Below are 22,570 nucleotides of genomic sequence, written 5' to 3' on the forward strand. Positions count from 1 at the left end.
GTCGTCGTCGGGGAGGTCGGTTTGGATTGCATGGGTGTTCGTTTCGTCAGTCGTCAGTCGTCTGTCGTCGGTTCGCCGGTCGCTCGCTCGAGGCCGCCGGTCACCCGCCCTCGCCAGTCGAACCGTCGCTGGAAGTATAACGCGACGTTGACGAGCGCGAGCAGAACGGGCACCTCGATGAGCGGGCCGACGACGGTCGCAAAGGCCACGCCGGAGCCGACGCCGAACACCGCTACGGCGACGGCGATGGCGAGTTCGAAGTTGTTCGAAGCTGCGGTGAAGCCGATGGCGGTGGTCGTCGAGTAGTCGGCACCGATCCCTCGGCCCATCCCGAAGCTGACGAAGAACATCACGACGAAGTAGATCGTCAGCGGGACGGCGATCAGGAGCACGTCGCCCGGCGCGGTGACGATGGTCTCGCCCTGCGTAGCGAACATCACGACGACCGTGAACAGCAGTGCCACGAGCGTCAACGGGTCGATCGTCGGGACAAACTCGTCGTCGTACCACTCCTCGCCCCTGGCCCGTGTGCCGACGAAGCGGGTGAGGACCCCGCCCGCGAAGGGGAGGCCGAGGAAGACCGCGATGGCGAAGAACACCTGTTCGGGCGAGATGTTGAACGTCGTAATCTCGGCGGCGAGGGCCTCCATCCCGAGCAGCGGTGGCAAGACGAGCGCGAAAAACCAGACGTACACCCCGTAGGTGAGGATCTGGAAGAGGCTGTTGAACGCGACGAGGCCGGTGACGTATTCGGTCGACCCCTCCGCGAGTTCGTTCCAGACCAGCACCATGGCGATACACCGGGCCATCCCGATGAAGATCAGCCCGAGGAAGTATTCGGGACGGGCCGGCAGGCCGGGGACGAGCCCGCTGAAGAAGACCACCGCGAGCCCGAACATCAGCGTCGGCCCGATGAGCCAGTTCTGGACGAGGCTCAGTCCCAGCACCCGCCAGTTGCGAAAGACCGTCGGGAGCCGTGAGTAGTCGGCCTTCGCCAGCGGAGGGTACATCATCGCCACGAGCCCGATCTCTACGAGGTGGAGGTCCCGGATCGGCCCGGTCACCGACGGCGCGACGTGACCGAGACCGACGCCGACGACCATCGCGGCGAAGATCCACACGGTGAGGTACTTGTCCAGGAGATCCATCGAGCGCGGATCGCCACAGCTCTCGCAGCCGCAGTCCGGGCCGTGCTCGTGTGCCCCGGCGCTAGACATCGGTCACGCTCCCCTCGAGGACGGTTACGAGCGCGACCGCGCGGTTGGTCGCCCGGTACTTCTTCCAGCGGCCGTCCTTCCGTCCCTCGGCGAGTCCCGCGTCGACCAGCGCCGAGAGAGCGTGGCTGAGGCCGCTCTCGCTCACGTCGACGACGGCGTGGAGTTCGCAGACGCAGAGTTCCTCCCCCGCCGCCACCAGAGCGCGGACGAGCGCGTACCGCGTCTCGTTGGCCAGCGCCGACAGCACCTCGAGTTCGGCGTCGATCCGCGCTCGCCCGACAGTCGCCTCGAGCGCGTTCAGTTCCTCGAGTCGCTGGTCGACGTCCTCGTCGCAACAGGCCTCGAGTTCGTCCTCGAGGTACCGGCGCAATCGATCTGTGGCTTGGGCCATCGCCAGCCACTTTCAATTCTATTCAAGTATAGCTATCGGTCCGTTTTCGAAACTATCCCATTTGCCAAAATATCGGGCTTAGAGCCCTGTATATGGTTCAGCAAAGATAGATAGTTGAATGAAATCTCAAATGGAATCGCAACCTCTCGAGAGAGCAACGGCTCCGCGAGTCGCTCGAGTGTGAAAATCGGTATCCCGAACGGACGCTACCGTTCGGATCTGACGAATCGCAGTCCCGCCTTCGCCGTCTTCCAGGCCGGATAGGCGGTGTTGTAGACGCTGGTCGGTGCGTTTCGCGCGCCGGCCCGGAGGAGCCGGTGGGAAAGCGGCGGACCGGACGTCGAGATCAGCTCGTCCAGATCGGCGTTCTCGAGCCACTCGAAGAACGCTTTCTCGGCCGGCGTCGCCGGCTCGATCTCGCGCGCTCGGTCACGAATATCCGCCCACATGTGGCGTTCGTCCTGGCCCAGCACCCAGTCGCCGCGCTCGAGAGAGCGCCGGAGATCGCGGTAGTCGGCGTCCGAGAACGGATAGCCGTGCTGGGCCGGCTCGAGGCCCGCCAACCGGAGGCCGACGGCGGTGCGGTAGCACTTCTCGCACTCGCCGCAGTTGCCGTCCATGCGGTCGTTACAGGTCTGCAGTTGCAGGTCGGGGTCCTCGCTGCGGACGTAGTCGGCGATGACGTCGAGTCGCTCCTGTCGAGTGAGGTCGTACGAGTCGTGGTGACACTGCGTCCCGGCCCACCGGACGCGATCGTCGATGTCCGGCCGAGAGCCCCACTCGAGGTCGATCCCGTCCCAGTGGGTCGCGGCGACGTAGAGGTCCTCCATCGCGCGCGCGTAGGCCATCGGGGCGCAGAGCCCGAGGAGGCCGAGTCCGTGGCCGACGGAGCTGTACCAGCCGCCGTCGACGTAGCGTTTGTAGTGGGCGAGCAGCATGGGATGATCGAGGAACGAGAGCATGTTCGACTCGACGAAGGCGGTCTCACAGCCGTGGTCGTCGGCGAAGTTCGAGACGCGCGTACGGAGTGCGTCCCACTTCCCGTCGTCGGCGGTGTCGGGCGTGATCGTCCACCCCCGAATGCTGATCAGCGTCGGCGACTCCTCGCGGTGGCGGACGTACGAAGACGTCGAGTCGACGCCGCCGGTAAACAGCAGCCCACTCTCGCCTCGCGGCTCGGGCTCGGGCTCGATCGTCCGGCGTGCGTAGAGGGTCCCACCCTCGAGGAAGTCGTGCATCTCGCAGAGGGACTCTTGGACGTCGTCGAGCGCCCGGGCGAACGTCGCGTCGACTTCGTCGACGTAGACGTCGGCCCCGTTGGCCCACGCGACCGGACAGACCTGCGCGAGGACGGGAATCGCGAGGACGCCGTCGGGGACGTCGTCGATCGGGACGTCGTACTCGGTTCGAAACTGTTCGTCGGTGAAGAACCGCTCGAGGTCGCTCGAGGCGCGTACCGAACACTCGAGGGTTCCGCCGTCGGTGGAGAGATGCTCGATGAGGATTGATGACATAGGTGAGTGGCGTGTCGGTGTATCGATCAGGTGGATCACGACCTGCTACAAAAACCACCAGAACCGTTGATCGATCGGGAATCGAGAAATCGATCGATAGCTGACTGTACGGATTGGTTAGGGACGGCATATATCCGATACGGACGAGCTAGGATCTGTTTTCGGGGGTAGGAGCTGTATAACAAACGGAGTCAGCGCCGACGAGTGGGTCAACACATGCATGTCGGGATCGACCCGGAGCAATCCGGTGAGCGGCCATGAAACGCTCGGCGTTGAACGCGACGGTCGCGGTCGGATTTGTCGCCGTCACGATCGCGATTCTCGTCGCGCGGGCGAATCCGGCGACGGCCTACGAGTCGTCCGTGTACGCGGGCACGCCGACGACTGCCTGGCTCGGGTTCGCGCTCGCGCTCGCGATCGCCGTCGGTACGTCTCTCACCTGCCGCGGCCGCGAACAGGGGCTCGGCATCGGTCTCGGCGGGTTCACCGTCACGGCCATCGCGAGCCTCCCCGCGATCCGGAACTACTACTTCGCCGGGATGGGCGATGCGCTCACCCATCTGGGCTGGACGCGAGACATCGTCGCCGGTAACACCGCGCCCCACGAACTGTTCTATCCGGGACTTCACTCGCTCGCCTCGACCCTGCACTACGTCGGCGGCGTCTCGATCGAGCGCGCCCTCGTCGTCGGGATGGTGGTCCTGTTCGTCCCGTTCGTGCTCTTCGTCCCGCTCGTCGTCCGCGGGATGGGCGGCAGCGGACTCGCGGTCGGCCTCGCTGCGATCGTCTCCTGGATGTTGCTTCCGATCAACAACATCGCGACCTTCATGGCGATCCACACGAACTCGAACGCCCTGTTCGTCGTTCCCGCGGTCGTCTTTGCGGTCGTCACCTACCTCCGGCGACGGTCGGAGATCGAACGACTCCCGTTCGGCGTCTCCCCGTTCAGCGCGCTCGTCTTTCTCACGGGGCTCGCGCTCCTGTTTATTCACCCCCAGCACATGCTCAACGTCGTCGTCTTCATCGGCGCGATCAGCGGCGTCCAGTTCCTCGCGCGCCGCCGCTTCGACGACCACCCGATGCTCGAGCATCCGACGACCTACGTCCACACGATCTCGCTGGGCGGACTGTTCGGCCTCTGGGCGCTCGGCAACGAGCGGTTCAGACGAGGCGTCGTCGGCCTCGTCACCGGCCTGCTCTCACAGGACATCGGCGGCAGCGCGCAGGTCGACCAGCAGGGATCGTCGCTGACCGAGATCGGCGGAAGCCTCAGCGAGATTTTCGTGAAGATGTTCCTCGACAAGGCGATCATCGCTCTCATCGTCGGCCTGTTCATACTGGCCGTCTGGCTCGGCCGCTCGAGCCTCGACGCCGAAACGAGGTCCTACGTGAACTACGTCTCGCTCTCGCTGTTCCCGCTGTCCGGTCTGTTCCTCGTCTACTTCGTCGGCACGCCGACGATGGCGTTCCGACAGATGGGCTTTATATACGTTTTACTGACTATCCTCGCGGGCATCGCCTTCGCACGGCTCGTCGGCGGGCTCTCGAAAACGATCACGTCACCGGGTGCGAACGCGGTGGCAGCACTCGTGCTGGGGGCCTGCCTCGTCTTGGGGCTGATTACGATGTTCGGGTCCCCGCTGATCTACAAATCGAGCCAGCACGTGACCGAGGACATGATGAGCGGCTACCAGGAGGGACTGAGCCACGGTGCCGAGGGCGTCCCCTACGCGGGCATGGGGTACGATCCCTACCGCTTCGATCACGGCATCAACGGCCTCGCCGGCAGCGACACCTTGAGCAGTGCGTCGGCAGCCACCGGTACGGTCAACGACACCGTCTTCTCTGACGGCAACTACACCGGGGCCTATCCCACCGACGAGTACTACTTCGTCGTCACGGAGTGGGACAGGACGCGGGAGATCCAGGTCTACAAGGAACTCGATTATAGCCGCGCCGCGGTCGAGGGACTCGAAAGCGAACCGAACGTGAACAAAGTGATCTCGAACGACGAGTTCACGATGTACGCGATCGACAGCGAGCCGTAACGGTCGCCGCCGGTGCCTCGTCTCTCTTTTCGCCCGGTCATCTGTAAGACGCTTAGTCACTGAGCGGGGGTCCGTGCCGATCCCGTTCGCTCGAGGGAGGTAACCAACCAACGCTCTCGGGCGAGAAAGTAGCCGATAATAGTCTATTACCGGCCGGAAACGTCGGCTGCGATCGGGTGAAACAGTAGGCAGTCGGCGCTGGGACGCCTAACGCACTGCCTTCGGAAAACACCGTCAATTCGATTTCTATCCGGCGATATGCTCGTATTTCCTTCGCAAATACGGGATTACAGCCGGAGACGTACGCGGTCACGATAGTCGTATATTCGATACTAAACACCGGTAGATTGTTCGCTCCTCAACAAAGTTAGAAACATAGTCTGTAAATTTAAGCCATATCGGCAAGAAAAAGTTTATGAGCGTAAGACGGAGTTACAGAGATGTATGGCGCAGAACCCCCGTACGTCCGAGACGGATTCAACTCCGACTACAGGCCGTAACTCCGGATTAACCCGCCGCAACTACGTTCGCTCGCTCGCCGCGGTGGCGACCGCGACGACCGCACTCGGCGGAGCCGGCGCAGTCTCGGCCCAGGGCGACTACGAGGTCATCAAAGCCCAGGGACAGACGATCACCATCGGCGCGGGTGAGACCTGGGAGAACAAGCTGATCGATATGACGACCGGCAAGGACATCGTCATCACCGCCCGCGATACCGACTGGACGATCCGCAACATCGGTTTCAAAGGCGAGAACACCTCTGCCACCGGCACCGCCACCTTCGGCGTCGCCGACGCGAGCGGTGGAACGAGCACCGTCGAAAACGTCTACCTCGGCGACGGCTCGAGCACGGGTAACTCCAACCCGAACGGCCACGGGCAGACCGCATTCTGGGTCGCCCCCGACCACTCCGGCCACATCGACTTCAAAAACGTCAACATCCAGAACTTCGCGGACAATGCGATCTACGGCTCCGCGCCCGGCAGCAAGGGCGGCGGCACGATCCACATCGACAGCAGCTACGCCGCGAACTGTTACGTCTCGCACTTCCGGCTGGCCACTGAAGGCAGCAAGGTCACAAACTCGAGCGTCTACGTCGACAGTAGCGAGGGCTACGTCGGCCGCGGTATCTGGGCGTGGGCCCCCGGAACGGTCGAAGTCTCGAACTGTCAGATCGCGATGAACGGGCAGAACAACGCCATCGTCGCCGGTGCGAACGGGAACCCGACGGAAGTCGTCGTCGAAGAGAGCGACTACGACGACAAAGCAGGCATCGCCGAACACGCCGGTTCGAACGTCAAGCTCGGCGAAAACGTCGGTACGGACCCAGAGCCGTTCATTCCGGACGGCGTTCCGACCTCGCCGGAAGAAGCCGCATCGGGCGGCTCGAACTGATCACCCCCGCTGACGCGTCCCGCGACACCGTCTTCCGTCCCCGCTGACGAATCCCCCTCCACCGAACCCCGCTGACACACCTCCGAGCTCTTCCCGCCGGCCCTCCACCGGTACTTCGTTCTCACGTTCGCTCGGCGATTTTCGTTTCCTCACCTCCCTCGGTGGTCGCTGTTCTCCTCTCCACTGAGTACCGACACCGTGCAGATGCTCGAGCGTGACAGATGACCGAACGAACACGACGGTTTCAGTTCGGGTAATAGCGTTTTACTCGAGACGCGGTTGGGGGAATACGAAGCCCTCGGGAGTTCTCTCTCGGTAATTCGATATTACCGACCGGATACGTCGGGGCCACAGCAACCGATCGAAATTGTATGCATGTCTTCTTCAGTCTCGAATTACCACTCAATATTATATAATTCGTGCCGATTATAGATACAGTCTGTAAATTTTAGGTGCAGAAATGCGGAAAGTTTATGCCGTTAGTATCTTATTACCCGATTGCATGGCACGCGACTCTTCGGTACTGGATGACGAGCCGACCGCCTCCGACGATGGGGAGACGGTCGATGACGGCGGTAATAACGACTTACTACACCGGCGATCGTACATGAAGCTGGCCGGTGCGACGACCGCGGCGGCGACGCTGACGGGAGCGGCGAGCGCTGCCGGCGAGGACTACGACGTGATCGAGGCCCGCGGGCAAACGGTTCGCGTCGGGCGCGGCGAAACGTTCGAGAACAAGCTCATCGACCTCACGACGGGCGAGAGTTTCCTGATCTACGTCGAGGGAGCGAACTCGACCATTCGAAATATCGGGTTCAAAGGTCTCTACCGAGGGGATTCCTTCATGATCTCGATCAACACCGGCAAGGGCGATATCCTCGTCGAGAACGTGTACCTCGGCGACGGCGCGACGAAGGAAGGCTCGAGCTTCGTCCACGGTCCCGGTGCCGTCTTCATGCACCGGGGTAGCGAGGCGGACATCACGTTCCGCAACTGCAACGTGCAGGGATACCCGAACAACGGCTTTTACTGTTCCAACACGCCCTACGGCGGCAGCGTCCGCTTCGAGAACTGTTTCGGCAAGAACAACGGCGTCACGACCTTCCGGTGTGGCAGTGCGGACGACGAAATCGTCAACTGCGTCGCCTACAACGACAACACCGACTACGGCCGCGGCTACGGTGGCTACGGCGAGACCAGCGGCCGGCCCGTCTGGGTCTGGAACGGTGGCACCGTAACGATCCGGGATTCGCACTTCGCGGACGGGCCGTACCCCTACGCGCTCGTGGCTGGCGCGAACGGATCGCCCGGCAGCGTCGACTTCCAGAGCGGCGGTTACCGCGGTCAGATCCACCGGGCCGCCGGCTCGACGGTAAGCGTCGGGAGCGACGTCTCGAGCAGTCCCGACCTCTCGATCCCCGACGGCGTTCCGACCTCGCCGGAAGCGGCCGCAGCGGGTAGCTCGAGCGGTTCCGGCACCGACCAATCGGTCGACGACGGAAGCAACCAGTTGCCCAACGTCCTCCTCGTCGACGGCAGTCCGGAGGACGCGACCCGGTACGAGTTCAGCGTGGACGGAGCAGTCGAGCACTCGAACTACGAGGGCGCGTCGGTCGACGACGAAGACGCGATCGACGGCTCCACGGTGCAGGGAAGCGTCGCCGACTGGAAGGATGCCTTCCGGTTCGATGGCGACCTGACGGACCTCACCGTCGACGGGCCGGGCTCGATTCTGGTCAACGGCGAGCAGGTCGACCCCGCCGACTACGGCCAACAGCTACCCCACGTGCTCGAGGTCACTGGCCGAGGGACGCCCACGAGCTACGAAATCACGGTCGACGGGACGATCGAACTGGTCTCCGACGACGAGCCGACGGCCGAGGCGACGACCATCTCGGGATCGACCGTCCAGAGTTCGCTCACCGACGGAAGCCAGACGTTCCGCTTCTCGGGGGCGGTCACCGACGTGACGTTCACCGATGGCGAGGCCGACGTCACCGTCGACGGCGAGCCGATCGATCCGAGCGAGTACGGCGACAACGAGATGCTGCCCCACGCGATCGTGGTCGACGGCGTCGAGGCCGACGGGCCCAGCGCGTACTCCTTCGAGGTCGACGGTACGGTCGTACAGTCGGACTACGAGGGTGCCTCGATCGACGCCGGCGACGTGATCGAGGGGACGGCCGTCCGCGGTGCGGTCGGTAACTGGCTCGACGCCTACTGGTTCGACGGCAGCATCGCCGACTTCCACCTGCGCGGTGACGCCACGATCGACGTCCAGTACAACGCGCGCGATCAGTAACGCGATACGGTTTTCCTGTTTCCTGCCGGACGGTGCAGCAGCAGCACTCCCACCGAGGAGATCCGGTACAGTTGCGAGCGTTCAAAGCGCGGTTTCAGACACCGAATACGACGATCCCGGGAGCGTACCATCGTTCGTTTGCGTGACCAATACTGCTGGGTGATTTGTGCGAATAGTTATCAGAATATAACAATGTAGGTGAAACGTGTTCGTCGGCGCATGCAATCGGCCTCTATCACGACGCGGCGGGTACTCGCCACGCCGGCGGCGTCGCCGTCTACACCCAGCGAATGGCGGCCGCCCTGACCGAGACGAACGACGTGACGCTGTACACCGGCGGCGGGAGATTGCGTCCGTACTGGCCGATTCTGCGGTTGACATCGTCGAAACACCTGCGTTCGACGACCATCCGACGAGACTGCTCGATCCGCTAAACCCGCTCGGCGCACAGAACCGCGAGAAGCTCCTGATGACGCTGTGGGGGCTTCGAAACGGCGTCGTCGATCACGTGAACGACAACCGCTCCTCTCGAATCTGGTGGACGTGCCGACCCTCTATACCTTTCACAAAGCCTCGAGCGTCGGGTTCGGGACTCGACTCCGCGATCGATTCTCGCAGACGGAGTTGCTCGTCGCGAACTCGGCCGACACTGCCCGTCAACTCGAGACGACCTTCAACTACGATTTCGAGGCGATCGTTGCGCCGGGCGTCGATGCCGACCGATTTCGACCGGACGTCGAGCCGGCCTTCGAGAGCGATCGGTCAGCTATTCTGTTCGTCGGTCGCCTCGTCGAGTCTAAGGGGATCGGTAACCTGCTCGAAGCGGTCGCGACCCTCGAGGGAGAGCAGGCGCTGCATCTCGTCGGAACCGGCCAGCGTGACTGGGTGCGCGATCTTGCAGCCGCGCTCGGACTCGAAGACGCCGTCGTCTGTCACGGCGAGATCCCCATCCCGAACTGCCGGCGTACTACGCCGCGGCCGACGTGTTCTGCCTGCCGAGCCACACGGAGAGCTTCGGGATGGCGAACGTCGAGGCGGTGGCCTGCGGCCTCCCGGTCGTCACCAGCAATCTCGAGGGGATCAGAAGTTACCTCGCGAACGGCGAAAACGGGTTGCTCGCCCAGGTCAGGGATCCGCAGGACCTCGCGGACAAACTCCAGATGGTCCTCGAGTCCCCGGCGCTCCGGTCGCGACTCGGCGAACGGGCCCGCGAGGACGTGCAGGATCTCACCTGGACGGCACAGGCCGAGCGGCTCGAACGAGTTTGTCGCGGGGCGCTCGAGTCGGTCGAAGAGTTCGATCGACCGTCTACGGAGTCGGTTTCGGCTGATACGGTCTGACCGCGAGCCGTCGCGGCCGAAACTGCAGTGAGAAACGGATCTCGGGCGGAAAAAGGCGCTCTAGACGTTGTACTGGACGTCGACGCTCGCGTCGCCGTTCAGGCGGAAGTCGGTGATGTCGCCGTCGAACCAGTAGGCGTCGAGTTCGTCGTCGACGCTGCCGCTGACGGCCGTGCCCTCGATCGCGTCGCCGGGGTCGACCGAGGCGTCCCGGTAGCTCGCGGTGACGACCTCGCCGTCGACGGCGAAGGAGTACGACGACTGGCCGTCGGTGCCGGAGCCGTCGATCACGATCGCGTGGGGCAGGCGCTCCTGCCCGTCGTAGTCGGCGGGATCGATCCGCTGGTCGTCGAGGTAGACGTGTGCCGAGCCGTCGTGGAACGTGACGTCGGTGAGCGCCCCGGAGAACCGGAACCGCTGAGCGTCGCGTTCGATCGAGCCCTCGACGGTAGTGTCAGAGAGCACCGTGGCGTGATCTTCGGCGGCGTCGCCCGCCACTGTATCGATCGTCCCGTCGACCGTGATCTCGTAGCTGGCGCTCGAGCCGTTGCCGACCAGCGTCAGCACGTGGGGCTGTTCGTCGCCGTAGTCGGCGGGGTCGACCTGCTCGCCGTTGACGTAGACACGAGCGTCGCCGTCGAGCGTGAGGTCCGTCAGCTCGCCGCTGAAATTGAAGCCGTCGCGCCAGCCGGCAACGCTGCCCGTAATGGTCCCGCCGTCGACGGTGTCCTCGCTGTCGATCGTGGCTCCCTTGACGGTCGCCTTCTCGGCGGCCCCGGAGACCGCGAACTCGTAGCGCGTCCCGCCCGAAGTGCCGACGCCGTCGACCAGCAGCGTGTTCTCGAGGGTCGGCTGGTCGCCGTTGTACTGGTCGGGATCGATCGGCTCGCCGTTGACCTCGACGTGGGCCGAGCCCTGGCGGAACGCGACCTCGTGGAGGTCGCCGGCGAACCGATAGCCGTCGACGTGGGAGGTGTTCGTCACCCAGCCGGTCGCGCTCGTGGCGTCGATCGAATCGTGGCTCTCGAGCGAGCCGACGTCGGGATCGGCGACGAGCTCGTCGGTCGTCTCGACGTAGTACTCCGTGGGCTCGCCGGTGCCCGTCACCGTGAGGGTGTTTTCCGGGAGGTCCGTCCCGCCGTCGCTACTTGAGGGCGAACCGGATGCCGTCCCACCGCTCGCGGCCGCTTCGGGCGAGGTCGGGACGCCGTCGGGGACGAAGTGTTCGGGACTGCCGTGGGTACCGGAGCCGTCGTCGGTGTAGACCTGATCCATCGAAACGGAGGGGCCGTTGTGCGTGACGACGCCGCCGCCGGTGCCGTTCGTGATGATCTGCGTGTTCTCGATCGTGGCACCGCCGCCGTAGTTGCCCGCCCACACCCAGATGCCGCGAGCCGCGGCCCGGGTCCCGCTCTTGTAGACGACCGAATTGGAGATCGTACAGCCGTTGTCGCCGATGCGAAATCCCGTGTGGTGGCTGTCGTACGTGTAACAGCGGTCGATGTGGATCGAGCCCCCGTTGCCGTTGTACGCGGGCGCGGAGCCGTAGATCCCGTTACAGCCGGCGTGACCGAAGTTCACGTTCCGGACGTCGAGACGGCCGCTGTGGTCGGGATCGACCCACATCAACAGCGGGCGCTCGTTCGACGGCCGGTCGGGGTTGCCGCGCCCCCAGTAGATGTTCTCGAGCGTGGAGGTGTTGCCCCCGGTGTCGGCGATGCCGAAGACGGTCCCGCTGTTCGGGGCCGTGCCGGTCGCGCCGAGGGTGCCGCGGAACCCGATGTTTCGGATGGTCCAGTTCGTCCCTGTGGCGACGATGGTGATCGTCCCGCCGTTGCCGAGATCTATCAGCTTGTTCTCCCAGGTCTGGCCGGAACTGACGCGGATCGTCTGCCCGCGGGCCTCGATCACGTCGTACTCCTCGCCGGCGGCGCTCGCCGCGCCAGCGCTGACGCCCGCAGCGAGTGCCGTCGCGCCGGCCAGTTTCAGATACGACCGTCGGTCGATCGTGCTACTCCAGTCTCGTTCGTCGTTGCTCGTCGTCGGTTCGGCGGGACGGTCACCGTCCCAGCCCGGATCGTCGCGTGCCATGCGACCTGAGAGAGAACACTACCGAACCATAAACTTTCCTTCCCAATTATCGATAAAATTCCGTTATAATCATTGTATCGTGGTAGAATATTCATTTTTTCATTGCGCATCTACCACGGTATCTAATATTGAAAACCGGCAGGCCGCAAGGAGAGACGCTATCCGTTCCGCTGAATCGATACTAATATGAAAACAGTTCCGATGTTTCTACTGTCAGAATCCGCTATTCAACCACTAGTATACGATTCGGGACGTGATCAGTTTCGTGGCTGACACCGAATCCGGATACTCAGACGCCAACGATAATTCGACTGGGACAGTCAGCCGAACACGGTATCCCGGCGTGACTCGAGGACGCTCTGCGAGGAGTGGACGTCGTCGATGAAGGAGGTGAGCGCGAAGAGCCGGTAGACCGACGTCCGGTCGTGGTCGGCACGGGCGTCGAGGAAGGCGTGGAGTTCGTCGGTCGAGAGCACGTCGTCGACGGCCTCGCATTGCTCGACCTGAGTGCGAATGCAGTCGACTGTATCCGGTCGAAGCTGCGAGTCCGTCTCGAGGCCGTTGATCGACTTGACGATCGGCTGGACCGCGTCGAAGACGCGCGGATACCGCGAGAGCAGGTCGTCGACGAACGCCGCGGCTTCGTGGCGGGTGGAAGCGACGGGGACGCCGTAGTCGGGGTGGGGCAGTTCCGCGGCCGCGGGCTCGAGTTCCGAGAGGAAGGAACGATAGAGGTTGTATCTGGCCTTCTGGTCGGGCGGGCAGTTCATCGCGTACCGGAAAAAGTCGCTCGAGTAGAACGGGGTCGTACTCCAGAAGAAGAACCGATTGCGGTCTTCGCCCTCGAACAGGAAGTTGACGCCTCGCTCGTAGACGAGGAAGTGGACGTACTTCGAGTCGGGGTCGGACTCGGGATACATGCAGAGGCGGTCGTGGACGCTACGCCGAATAGCCTCGGCCGACAGTCCGGTGATGCGTGCGACCTGCTCGAGCGAGAGGAAGCAGTTCTCCTCGACGATGTAGTCGACCAACTCCGACTCGTCGGCGAGCGGCCGCGCGGGGGTGAGGTCGGGGAGGACCTTGTCGCCGCCGTCGCCGGTGACGTAAGTGAGGCTGGCGTCGTACTCCGCGCGCAGTTGTCGGAAAAAGTCGAGGATGAACGAGGTCAGAAGTCCGATCTGGCCGTTCTTCGTCTTGATGATCCGATCGAGATCAGAGCCGTTCGGCGGGCCGACCTCGTAGCGCTGCCAGTCGACCTCGAGTTCGCCGGCCAACTCGCGAGCGATCTCGACGTCAGAAGGCGGGACGAACTCGTCGGAGGCCATCGTCGCTGCAGTCATCGGAATCCCTTCGGCGGAGTACCCGGCGAGCACCGAGCGGGAATCGAGGCCGCCGCTCAGCGAAATCACGTCGCGACTGCCCCGTCCCGAGCGCCTTCGGCAGGCCCGTTCGAACCGATCGACGAGTTCGCTCGCGTTTCGCGATCGGCTCCGGTCGGCGAAGGTCGGCTCCCCGAAGTCGAAGCGGTGAAGCGCCGTCTCGGTGATCGCGCCGCAGTCCGGGTCGACGGTGAGCTTCGTCCCCGGCCGAAGTCGGTTAGCTCCCTGTACGAGCGTCCGATCGCCCAACGAGTAGCCGAAGAGGAGACACTGAGCGACGCCCATTGGGTCGAACCCCTCGATCGGCGCTTCGTTGATCAGGTATCGCAGTTCCCGTGAGAACAGAAACGTCTCCCCGTCGTGGAAGTAGTACGTCGGCAGCCGGGCGAGCGGATCGTTGAGCAACCCGAGCCGGCCGCTGTCCTTATCGACAGCGACCAACAGAAACTCGCCGTCGGTCTCGAGCAGCCACTCCGTCAGAAACGCCTCGTCGCCGTCGGCTGCGAGGACGTCAGTCGCGACCTCGAGGAGTTCGCGCTCGAGCACGTCGTCGGGCCGATCGTAGATCCGGCCCTCGAGGCAGACCCAGCGGTCCTCGTCCTCGACGATGCGAACGGGATACTCCGGGTAGGCCGTCGTACCGACCGCACAGGACGACGACTCGTGGACGACCTCGCGCTCGTACCGATCCGTGTGAACGAGCGGCTCGAGCGACGCGGCGAACGACCGATCGTCGGAACTCGTTGTTCGGCCGGTGACACCAACCATGTCAGTACACGAGTGAGTACCCTGCATTGTAATGTCGGCGTTTACCGTTGCCAGCCGGCGGCTACTGAACGCGCAGCCGCGACGTTGTCCCTGATTGATTGGAAACGGTCGAGGAGCCGGAGACTAACGTTTGAGCTACCCACGGCTTCGGCCGTAGGTTTTCTCCTGCATCCCGGATAAGTAAGAGGCTCCCGCGCCTGGAACAGCTGCTGGCACGCGACTGTTCCGGTACTGGATGACGGTCGTCGGGAGCCATTCGACAGTACGAATTCAGGTAATAAAAACCCTTCTCAGCGGCCGGACGAGTGAGCGAACCGAGCAGCGGTCGTCCGTTCGGCGGTGCCGGTGCTGCGAAGATCGGTCGCGCCAGACTGGACAACAGTGGTGAGAACGGTCAGTGCAGGCGACGGTCAGTACCGCCGTGGACGGCTCACTCGATGCGAGAGAGTTTCCCGTCGACGTTGCGTTCGCGTCGGTGGTTCGTCACGACGTGGGCCGTAGAGAGGAGGAGAAACGCGACGATGACGGTCCCGGCGAGGGCGAGTATCGGAAGGGCCGAGAGGCCCGGCGCGCCGAGAAACGCCGCGCCGAGGAGGGCGGCACCGGCGACGCTGAGTCCGGCGTACCAGCGATCCCAGCGGTCCTGTCGATGGGTGTCCGTGTCGAGATACATCATCAGCAGGTCGGCGTTGTCCGCCAGGGAGATCAGGCCACGGTCCTGATCGTACTCGACGATACCGGCGTCGTCCATTTTCGGGAGGTGGGTCTGATAGAGGGCGACGTAGACGCGCTTGCGCTGGTCGGAGCTGAGCGCATTGACCTCGGTGTCGTTCTCCCAGGCGGCGATCTGTTCGGCGAGTTCACCGAGTGTAACCGTTTCGTCGGCTTCCAGCAAGTACGCGAGGACTTCTCGGCGGCGGCGATTCTTCAGGAGCTCGAAAATGACGTCCTTCGAGAGACGTTCGTCTTCGTCGGCATCGGCGACCGACGCGATTTCGTCCGGGAGGGACGTATCGATCGAGGACATTATTCTGAGCCTCCGGTCGTAGCGATGCCATTCGAGTTCGCCGATCCCTGATCCCTGGAGCCAGTATCACCGGAATCTCGGCACGACGGCGACCGCTGTACGTTCGAACGGCGAGTCGAAGTCACGATTGACACACCAGGTTGTACACCAACAGAGATACTCTTAAACACGACCACGTTTCGCACCGTCTGCAAAGGAGGTACGGAGCGACTTCCCAGCCGCACGACTGCGAGGGCGTTTCGCCGCCCGCTCGGTCGCTTCCCCCCGCACGAGCGGCTACGCGGTATCAACCGGTTGTGCGAACGTATCGATGGCGTACACCGGTTCGGCCCGCAGCGGACGGACGCCGTCGGGAGTCGATGGGCTGCGTGACAACACGGCACTGGTACCGACCGTTCGGCGCAGCCGATATAAAGTCGAACGACAGTTCACACGCGAAAGAGCGATTTACCCGATGAATGGACGATTTACGTCGTCGAGTCGCAACAACGATCGGTACCATTCATGTGACGTGTGGACATTGGTCATGCTGGGTCGAAGCGACCAGGCAACGGTTGCTTCACCCCGACGCGACCGATGGGACACGGTCTCGGCCCGGCCGTCGCGGGTGCTCGCTCGAGGCACGCGGCGGCCGCATCGTTCGATTTTCCTTTCTCTTTCCCTTCCACGCCGGGAACGCCACAGTAAGTCGGTGTTTCCCGCGAAACCATGTGAACCCCTTACAGTGCCGGCACGGTTTCGTCCGGTACTGATGACGCGGTCTATCACCGATCAACGTAGCAGCGAATCACAGTCAGAGACGGAGGAGACTGGTCTGTGTCCCGACTGCGAGACCGACACGATCGTCCACGATCCGGACCGCGGCGAGCAGGTCTGTGAGGACTGTGGCCTGGTCCTGAGCGAAGATCCCATCGATTACGGACCGGAATGGCGAGCGTTCAACGCTCAGGAGCACGACGAACTGTCGCGGGTCGGTGCGCCGCTGACCCAGTCGATGCACGACCGGGGATTAACGACAACCATCGACTGGCGGAACAAGGACGCGAACGGCCACTCGATGTCGGCCGACAAGCACGGCCAGCTCCATCGACTCCGGGTATGGCAGGAACGAATCCGAACGAAAAACGCGGGCGAACGAAACCTCAAGTACGCCCTCTCGGAGATCGACCGGATGGTCAGCGCGCTGGGCGTTCCCAAACCCGTCAAGGAAACGGCGAGCGTCATCTATCGGCAGGCACTCGAGCAGGACCTCATCCGCGGGCGCTCGATCGAAGGCGTCGCGACCAGCGCACTCTACACCGCGTGTCGTAAAGAGGACATACCACGGAGCCTCGAGGAGGTAACGTCTGTTTCCCGCGTCGAGCAACGCGAGATCGGTCGGACCTACCGGTACATCGCGGACGAACTCGACATCAACCTGGAGCCGACGAACCCTCGCCAGTTCGTCCCCCGATTCTGTTCGGAGTTGGACGTCGACAAGGACGTGGAAACGAAGGCCATCGAGATCATCGACCGGACGACAGAGCAGGGACTCCACTCGGGCAAGTCGCCGACCGGCTTCGCCGCCGCCGCGATCTACGCCGCCGGCCTGCTCTGTGACGAGACCATCCCGCAGCGCGCCGTCGCCGACACCGCCCAGACGACCGTCGTCACCGTCCGCAACCGGTATCGAGAGCAACTCGAGGCGATCGACCAGCAGCCCGCTACATGACCGAGCGGTCGTCCTCTTCGTAGACCTCCTCGTCGAGCAGCGCGTGTAAGTTGCTGTACGGAACGAACGCGAGGAAGTGGTCGTCCTCGTCGTACAACTCGAGGCCGTCGTCGGCGTGTTCGTAGCGCTCGCAGACGATCTGTCCCTCCGGGAGGATCGCGTGGAACATACGAAGCGGTACGCTTGCGGCCGACATATACCGTTGCCCGCGAACGGACGAATGCGCCCGGACTGAACGCGCCGTGGCGATCCGGACCGACGAGCGAAATCGGTTTACCCCCACCGCCGTTACGACCCGGCAGTGACCGACGAACGTTCTTCGCCGCCCTCCGACGAACAGCGAAGCGAGTCCCCCCATCTGACCGACGGGGAGACGGCCGGCGCCGGCGCGAGCGACACCGGTGCGAGTCCCGAGACGAACGGCGGTGACGAAAACGGCGACGAGGAATTCACCATCGCCGACTTCCACGACGCCAGCCAGCGGGAGGGCCGGCCCGTCCTGACGGCCGCAGCCGTCTCCCGCGCCCTCGAGGTCCCCCACGAAGAAACGAGCGACCGGCTCGAGGCTCTCGCCGAGCGTGGGGAACTCGAGCGCCTCTCGGTGTCGACCGATCCCGTCGTCTGGTACCCCAGCGAACTCGAGGATCTCACCGACAGGGAGCGCGTGGTCGTCTTCCCGAAACGTCGGGAGATCGTCGTCGACCGGCCCGATCAGTTCACGCGCGCGCAACTCTCGCAGTTCGCCCATCTGGCCGACGCCAACGGCGAACAGGGATATCGGTACGTCGTCCGCCCGGAGGACGTCTGGGGGACGCCCCACGACACGTTCGACGAACTGGCCCGGACGATGCGGCAGGCGCTCGGCCAGCGGTCGGAGCAACTCGAGGAGTGGGTCCACAGCCAGTGGGACCGCGCCCACCAGTTCCGGCTCGTGACTCACGAGGAGGGCTACACCGTGCTCGAGGCCCAGAGCCCCGAAGTCATGGGCAACGTCGCCCGCCAGAAGTTAGACGAAGAGCACGTCCACGCGCCGATTTCGGACACCGAGGACTGGGTCCGCGAGGGCTCGGAGGCCGCAATCAAGCGGATTCTCTACGAGGCGGGCTACCCGGTACAGGACCAGCGGGAACTCGCGTCCGGCGAGGAGCTACCGATCGACCTCGGGGTTCGACTCCGGGACTACCAGCAGACGTGGGTCGACCGCTTCGCCGAGGCCGGCGAAGGGGTCTTCGTCGGCCCGCCGGGTAGCGGGAAGACGGTCGCCGCGATGGGCGCGATGTCCCACGTCGAGGGCGAGACCCTCGTCCTGGTACCGAGCCGCGACCTCGCACAGCAGTGGGCCGACGCGATCCTCGAGTACACCTCGCTCGAGGCCGATCAGGTCGGACAGTACCACGGCGGACGCAAGGAGGTGCGGCCGGTGACGATCGCCACCTACCAGATCGCGGGGATGGATCGCCACCGCTCGCTGTTCGACGACCGCGAGTGGGGGCTGGTGATCTTCGACGAGTGCCAGCACGTCCCCTCGGACGTCTACCGGCGGAGCACGCACTTACAGTCCAAACACCGCCTCGGCCTCTCCGCGAGCCCGATCCGGGAGGACGACCGCCAGACCGAGATCTTCACCCTCGTCGGCCCGCCGATCGGCACCGACTGGGAGGCGCTGTTCGAGGCCGGCTTCGTCGCCGAACCCGAACTCGAGATCCGGTACGTGCCGTGGGGCGACGACGAGCAGGCCAACGCCTACGGCTCGGCCGACGGCCGCGAGAAGTACCGCGTCGCCGCGAAGAACCGGGGGAAGGTCGACGAGGTCCGCTACCTGCTGTCGGCCCACCCCGACTCGAAGGCGCTGGTCTTCGTCGACTATCTCGAGCAGGGCCGGGACCTCTCCGCGGCGCTCGAGGTCCCCTTCCTCAGCGGAGAGACACCACACCACGAGCGTCGGCGATTGCTCGAGGAGTTCCGCCGGGACGAGCGCGACCTGCTGATCGTCTCTCGAGTCGGCGACGAGGGGATCGACCTGCCGACGGCCGATCTGGCGATCATCGCCTCCGGGCTCGGCGGGAGCCGCCGGCAGGGGACACAACGAGCGGGCCGGACGATGCGTCCCGCCGGCGGCGCGCTGGTCTACGTACTGGCGACGCGGGGGACTCGAGAGGAGGACTTCGCGCGGAAACAGCTCCAACATCTCGGTCGCAAGGGGATGACGGTCCGCGAGCAGACGGTCGAACGAGACGAGCGCTGATCGATTCCGAGGTGCCGGACGACTCCGGAACCGAATCGAGGCCAATATTCAAGGTTACGTGTTCGAACTGTACTGATAGTATGAACGAGTCGCGCGTACTCGAGGTGGTGCGACGGTGAGCGACGAACCGACGCAGCGCCAGATCCTCGTCGGCGAGACGGCCGACGGCGCGAACCTGAAGCTGCCGGTGGTCGAACTGCTCACCGGCCGCGGGTTCGTCACCGGCAAGTCAGGGTCGGGGAAGTCCAACACCGCGTCGGTCATCGCCGAGGAGTTGCTCGAGGCCGGCTACCCCCTTCTCATCGTCGACACGGACGGGGAGTACTACGGGCTGAAAGAGGAGTACGAGATGCTTCACGCCGGGGCCGACGAGGAGTGTGACATCCAGATCGGGCCGGAACACGCCGAGCAGATGGCGACGATCGCGCTCGAGGAGAACGTCCCCGTCATCCTCGACGTGTCCGGGTACCTCGACGAAGACGTGGCCGACGAACTGCTCCGGGAAGTGGCCCGCCAGTTGTTCGTCAAGGAGAAGAAGCTCAAGAAGCCGTTCCTGCTGGTCGTCGAGGAGGTTCACGAGTACATCCCGGAGGGCGGCGGCGTCGGCGAGACGGGGAATCTCCTGATCAAGATAAGCAAACGCGGGCGGAAACACGGGCTCGGAATCCTCGGGATCAGCCAGCGTCCGGCCGACGTGAAGAAGGACTTCATCACGCAGGCCAACTGGCTGGTCTGGCACCGGCTGACCTGGGACAACGACACCAAGGTCGTCGGTCGGATCATCGACACCGAGTACTCCGAACTCGTCGCCGACCTCGACGACGGACAGGCGTTCGTCCAGACCGACTGGACCGAGGTCGACGTCCGGAAGATCCAGTTCCGCCGCAAGCGGACCTTCGACGCCGGGGCGACGCCCGGGCTCGACGACTTCGAGCGGCCCGAGCTCAAATCGGTCTCGGACGCGCTGGTCGGCGACCTCCAGGAAATCTCCGAGCGCAAGGACCGCGAACAGGACCGGATCAACGAACTCGAGAACGAACTCGAGAAGAAAGAGAAACGGATCGAGACGCTAGAGGACGAACTGTCCTCCGCCCGAGACGTCTCGAGCGCGGCCAGGCAGATGGCCGACGCCCTGCAGAACACGGAGACGGTCCAGTCGCAGCTACCCGGCGGCAGCGGCGAGGACCTGCGCCGACTCCACGAGGAGATCGCCGAACTCGAGGCCGAACGCGACGACCTCCGGGAGACGCTCGAGGGACGCGACGAGCTGATCGAGGACCTTCAGGAGGAGCTCGACGCGCGAGCCGAGAAGCTACGACAGCTCAAACGGGAGAACAAGCAACTTCGCGGAATCGTGCGCGATCTCGAGCGCGAGCGGCCGTATCTGGACTCCGGCGAGGACGAGGAGAACGGCGGAGCCGAGGCCGGCGGTGCGGACGGCGGATCCGACGACTCGGGAATCGTTCAGGCCGGCGGCGAGGCCCACGAGTACGGCTACACCCCGGTCGACGACGAGGGCGAGTCCGATGCGTCTGACGGCGACGGAGAGACGGGCCCGACCGACGAGCCGAGATTCGTCGTCGCAGACGAGGAGCGCGACCTCGCCGACCTCCTCGAGGTTCCGTGGCTCGACGAGCGAGTCCAGCGCGCGTGCGAAGGGTCGCGGTGTTCGACCGAGACGGCCGGCGAGATCCTCGCCGTCTTCGCTCGTGAGGGGCCACTCGAGACGGAACCAGTCGCCACGCAGGTCGATCGATCGCCGGTCGCGGTCCAGAGCCTGCTGTCGGAGCTCCGGACGGAAGGCGTTCTCGAGCGGACGGCCGACCGGACGTACGGCCTGAGCGACGACGTGCTCGCGGAGCTGACCGAAGCCGCGACGGCCGAGTAACGGTAGCAGAAGCGCGATTCCCGCGGTTCGAATCGTTCTCAGTGTTCGAGGCGGTCGCCGACGGCCTCGATCGCCGACGGCTCGATCCCCTGGTGGACGGGCAGGGTGACGACTTCTTCCGAAAGCCGGTTCGCCGTCTCGTAGGCCTCGTTCCCGTGAACGGACTCGCGGAGGATCGGCCAGGAGTGGGCACCGACGACGCCACAGTCCGCGAGTTCCGACTGGAACCCGGCTGGCTCATCCGCGCGGACGGGGAACTCGTAGGGACTGATCCCGTCGGGAAGTCGATCGTAGAGTGGTGTCACGTCGTCGCGGTCGTCCAGCACCCGCCGCCAGGTCCGGAAGTTCTCGCGCCGGGCCGCCCGGATCGCATCCGGCTCCGCTGCGTCGGCGACGGCCTTCGAGAGCCTCGACATCGGGGCCTTTCCCGCCTCGAACCGCGCTTCTGGGTCGACGCTCGAGGGATCGTCCGCGCCGTCCGCGAGGAACGCCTCGACCGAGCGATGGAGCGACGGGCTCGCCCCGAGGACGGTTTCGGCGACCGAGGACGCGACGTACCGGCAGTCGGCGGCCCCGACCCGGTCCGCCGGTCCGGCGAGCGGCGAGGGGTCGAACGCCTCGCGGACCTCGTCGTCGGCACAGTAGAGGACGGCCCCGTCGGGCACCGGAAGCAGTTTCCGCAGCGTCGTGATTCCGAGGTCGCCGACGGTCCCGAGCAGCGTCCCCTCGTCGACGCTGAGCGGCGCGTGCGCGTTGTCGTCGACGTGGTAACAGTCGTGCTCGTCGGCCAGGGACGCGATCCGCTCGAGTCCGGGCTGGGGGAAGCCGAAGTAGTTGACGGACACGATGGCGACGGTGTCGTCGTCGAGTCGCTGCTCCAGGTCGTCGAAGTCGGGTGCGAGCGTGCTCTCGATCGCATAGAAACGCGACTCGAGGCCGAGTTCGTGAAACGGTTCGACCACGGCAGGCGAGAGATAGGCGGGAACGAGGACGTTTTCGCCGGGCTCGACGAGGCCGGCGAGGCCGTCTCGGAGGGCGACTTTGCCGGCACCGTAGTACGTGTACGCGACGTCGGGAGCGTGCCGATCGACGAACGAGTCGATGCCCGAGTCTCCCGACCGCGAGAGCGACGCGTCGAACACGGAAGGGGTGACATCGATCATAGCTCCGATCGAGGGGCGAAGCCGGTAGCAGAAGCGATCATCACCGTAGTATCCATACGACCGAGGTCTTAGTGATAGGGTCTGTACT

Annotated in this window: 14 protein-coding genes and 1 pseudogene; 7 read left to right on the forward strand and 8 right to left on the reverse strand. The window is 64.5% G+C overall.

Annotation, left to right across the window (positions count from 1 at the left end):
* Positions 1 to 53 precede the first annotated feature (53 nt).
* The 3 genes from arsB to NDO75_RS09080 form a co-directional block, all read right to left on the reverse strand.
* A complete protein-coding gene (gene arsB, locus NDO75_RS09070) occupies positions 54 to 1,217 on the reverse strand; it encodes an ACR3 family arsenite efflux transporter (RefSeq protein WP_310905828.1) in 1,164 nt (387 codons plus the stop codon).
* A complete protein-coding gene (locus tag NDO75_RS09075; protein WP_310905829.1) occupies positions 1,210 to 1,608 on the reverse strand; it encodes a metalloregulator ArsR/SmtB family transcription factor in 399 nt (132 codons plus the stop codon). The genes arsB and NDO75_RS09075 overlap by 8 nt, the downstream gene beginning before the upstream one ends.
* Positions 1,609 to 1,814: 206 nt before the next feature.
* Positions 1,815 to 3,122 (reverse strand): hypothetical protein, encoded by a 1,308-nt coding sequence (locus tag NDO75_RS09080; RefSeq protein WP_310905830.1) that lies wholly within the window; start codon positions 3,120 to 3,122, stop codon positions 1,815 to 1,817.
* A 257-nt stretch (positions 3,123 to 3,379) separates the two neighbouring features.
* On the opposite strand from NDO75_RS09080, the gene NDO75_RS09085 reads away from it, so the two are divergent.
* The 4 genes and pseudogenes from NDO75_RS09085 (at position 3,380) to NDO75_RS09100 (ending at position 10,210) form a co-directional block, all read left to right on the forward strand.
* On the forward strand, positions 3,380 to 5,170 hold the full coding sequence (locus tag NDO75_RS09085; RefSeq protein WP_310905831.1) for a hypothetical protein: 1,791 nt from the start codon (positions 3,380 to 3,382) through the stop codon (positions 5,168 to 5,170).
* Positions 5,171 to 5,614: 444 nt separating this feature from the next.
* The gene (locus NDO75_RS09090; protein ID WP_310905832.1) at positions 5,615 to 6,565 is read left to right on the forward strand and encodes a hypothetical protein; all 951 of its coding nucleotides are present in this window, start codon (positions 5,615 to 5,617) and stop codon (positions 6,563 to 6,565) included.
* Between the two features lie 502 nt (positions 6,566 to 7,067).
* Positions 7,068 to 8,870 (forward strand): hypothetical protein, encoded by a 1,803-nt coding sequence (locus NDO75_RS09095; RefSeq protein ID WP_310905833.1) that lies wholly within the window; start codon positions 7,068 to 7,070, stop codon positions 8,868 to 8,870.
* Positions 8,871 to 9,413: 543 nt separating this feature from the next.
* Positions 9,414 to 10,210 (forward strand): annotated as a pseudogene (locus NDO75_RS09100) (glycosyltransferase family 4 protein).
* Between the two features lie 60 nt (positions 10,211 to 10,270).
* Here the strand turns inward: NDO75_RS09100 and NDO75_RS09105 are convergent.
* From NDO75_RS09105 to NDO75_RS09115, 3 genes are all read right to left on the reverse strand, one after another.
* Positions 10,271 to 12,301: a right-handed parallel beta-helix repeat-containing protein gene (locus NDO75_RS09105; RefSeq protein ID WP_310905834.1), complete on the reverse strand. Its 2,031-nt coding sequence runs from the start codon at positions 12,299 to 12,301 to the stop codon at positions 10,271 to 10,273.
* A 320-nt stretch (positions 12,302 to 12,621) separates the two neighbouring features.
* Complete coding sequence (locus NDO75_RS09110) at positions 12,622 to 14,448, reverse strand: asparagine synthase-related protein (RefSeq protein ID WP_310905835.1); 1,827 nt, start codon at positions 14,446 to 14,448, stop codon at positions 12,622 to 12,624.
* 430 nt (positions 14,449 to 14,878) lie between these two features.
* Positions 14,879 to 15,475, reverse strand: a complete 597-nt coding sequence (locus NDO75_RS09115; protein WP_310905836.1) for an ArsR family transcriptional regulator — start codon at positions 15,473 to 15,475, stop codon at positions 14,879 to 14,881.
* Between the two features lie 751 nt (positions 15,476 to 16,226).
* Between NDO75_RS09115 and NDO75_RS09120 the strand changes: the two genes are divergently transcribed.
* Entirely contained in the window at positions 16,227 to 17,186 is a 960-nt protein-coding gene (locus tag NDO75_RS09120; protein ID WP_310905837.1) for a transcription initiation factor IIB, read from the forward strand.
* Here the strand turns inward: NDO75_RS09120 and NDO75_RS09125 are convergent.
* Positions 17,179 to 17,355: a hypothetical protein gene (locus NDO75_RS09125; RefSeq protein WP_310905838.1), complete on the reverse strand. Its 177-nt coding sequence runs from the start codon at positions 17,353 to 17,355 to the stop codon at positions 17,179 to 17,181. The two genes, NDO75_RS09120 and NDO75_RS09125, sit on opposite strands and share 8 nt — an antisense overlap.
* A gap of 132 nt (positions 17,356 to 17,487) precedes the next feature.
* On the opposite strand from NDO75_RS09125, the gene NDO75_RS09130 reads away from it, so the two are divergent.
* Together NDO75_RS09130 and NDO75_RS09135 are read left to right on the forward strand one after the other, a co-directional pair.
* Complete coding sequence (locus NDO75_RS09130) at positions 17,488 to 19,431, forward strand: DEAD/DEAH box helicase (protein ID WP_310905839.1); 1,944 nt, start codon at positions 17,488 to 17,490, stop codon at positions 19,429 to 19,431.
* Between the two features lie 115 nt (positions 19,432 to 19,546).
* On the forward strand, positions 19,547 to 21,319 hold the full coding sequence (locus NDO75_RS09135; protein ID WP_310905840.1) for a DUF87 domain-containing protein: 1,773 nt from the start codon (positions 19,547 to 19,549) through the stop codon (positions 21,317 to 21,319).
* Between the two features lie 38 nt (positions 21,320 to 21,357).
* Here the strand turns inward: NDO75_RS09135 and NDO75_RS09140 are convergent, their stop codons facing one another.
* Positions 21,358 to 22,482: a DegT/DnrJ/EryC1/StrS family aminotransferase gene (locus NDO75_RS09140; RefSeq protein ID WP_310905841.1), complete on the reverse strand. Its 1,125-nt coding sequence runs from the start codon at positions 22,480 to 22,482 to the stop codon at positions 21,358 to 21,360.
* Positions 22,483 to 22,570 lie beyond the last annotated feature (88 nt).

The organism is Natrinema sp. 1APR25-10V2, assembly GCF_031626495.1.
GTDB lineage: Archaea > Halobacteriota > Halobacteria > Halobacteriales > Natrialbaceae > Natrinema.

Coding starts and splice junctions, on each gene's coding strand:
- NDO75_RS09085 (WP_310905831.1), top strand. CDS start 3,380: ATGAAACGCTCGGCGTTGAACGCGACGGTCGCGGTCGGATTTGTCGCC.
- NDO75_RS09080 (WP_310905830.1), bottom strand. CDS start 3,122: ATGTCATCAATCCTCATCGAGCATCTCTCCACCGACGGCGGAACCCTC.
- NDO75_RS09090 (WP_310905832.1), top strand. CDS start 5,615: ATGGCGCAGAACCCCCGTACGTCCGAGACGGATTCAACTCCGACTACA.
- NDO75_RS09115 (WP_310905836.1), bottom strand. CDS start 15,475: ATGTCCTCGATCGATACGTCCCTCCCGGACGAAATCGCGTCGGTCGCC.
- NDO75_RS09120 (WP_310905837.1), top strand. CDS start 16,227: ATGACGCGGTCTATCACCGATCAACGTAGCAGCGAATCACAGTCAGAG.
- arsB (WP_310905828.1), bottom strand. CDS start 1,217: ATGTCTAGCGCCGGGGCACACGAGCACGGCCCGGACTGCGGCTGCGAG.
- NDO75_RS09110 (WP_310905835.1), bottom strand. CDS start 14,448: ATGGTTGGTGTCACCGGCCGAACAACGAGTTCCGACGATCGGTCGTTC.
- NDO75_RS09105 (WP_310905834.1), bottom strand. CDS start 12,301: ATGGCACGCGACGATCCGGGCTGGGACGGTGACCGTCCCGCCGAACCG.
- NDO75_RS09125 (WP_310905838.1), bottom strand. CDS start 17,355: ATGTTCCACGCGATCCTCCCGGAGGGACAGATCGTCTGCGAGCGCTAC.
- NDO75_RS09075 (WP_310905829.1), bottom strand. CDS start 1,608: ATGGCCCAAGCCACAGATCGATTGCGCCGGTACCTCGAGGACGAACTC.
- NDO75_RS09095 (WP_310905833.1), top strand. CDS start 7,068: ATGGCACGCGACTCTTCGGTACTGGATGACGAGCCGACCGCCTCCGAC.
- NDO75_RS09140 (WP_310905841.1), bottom strand. CDS start 22,482: ATGATCGATGTCACCCCTTCCGTGTTCGACGCGTCGCTCTCGCGGTCG.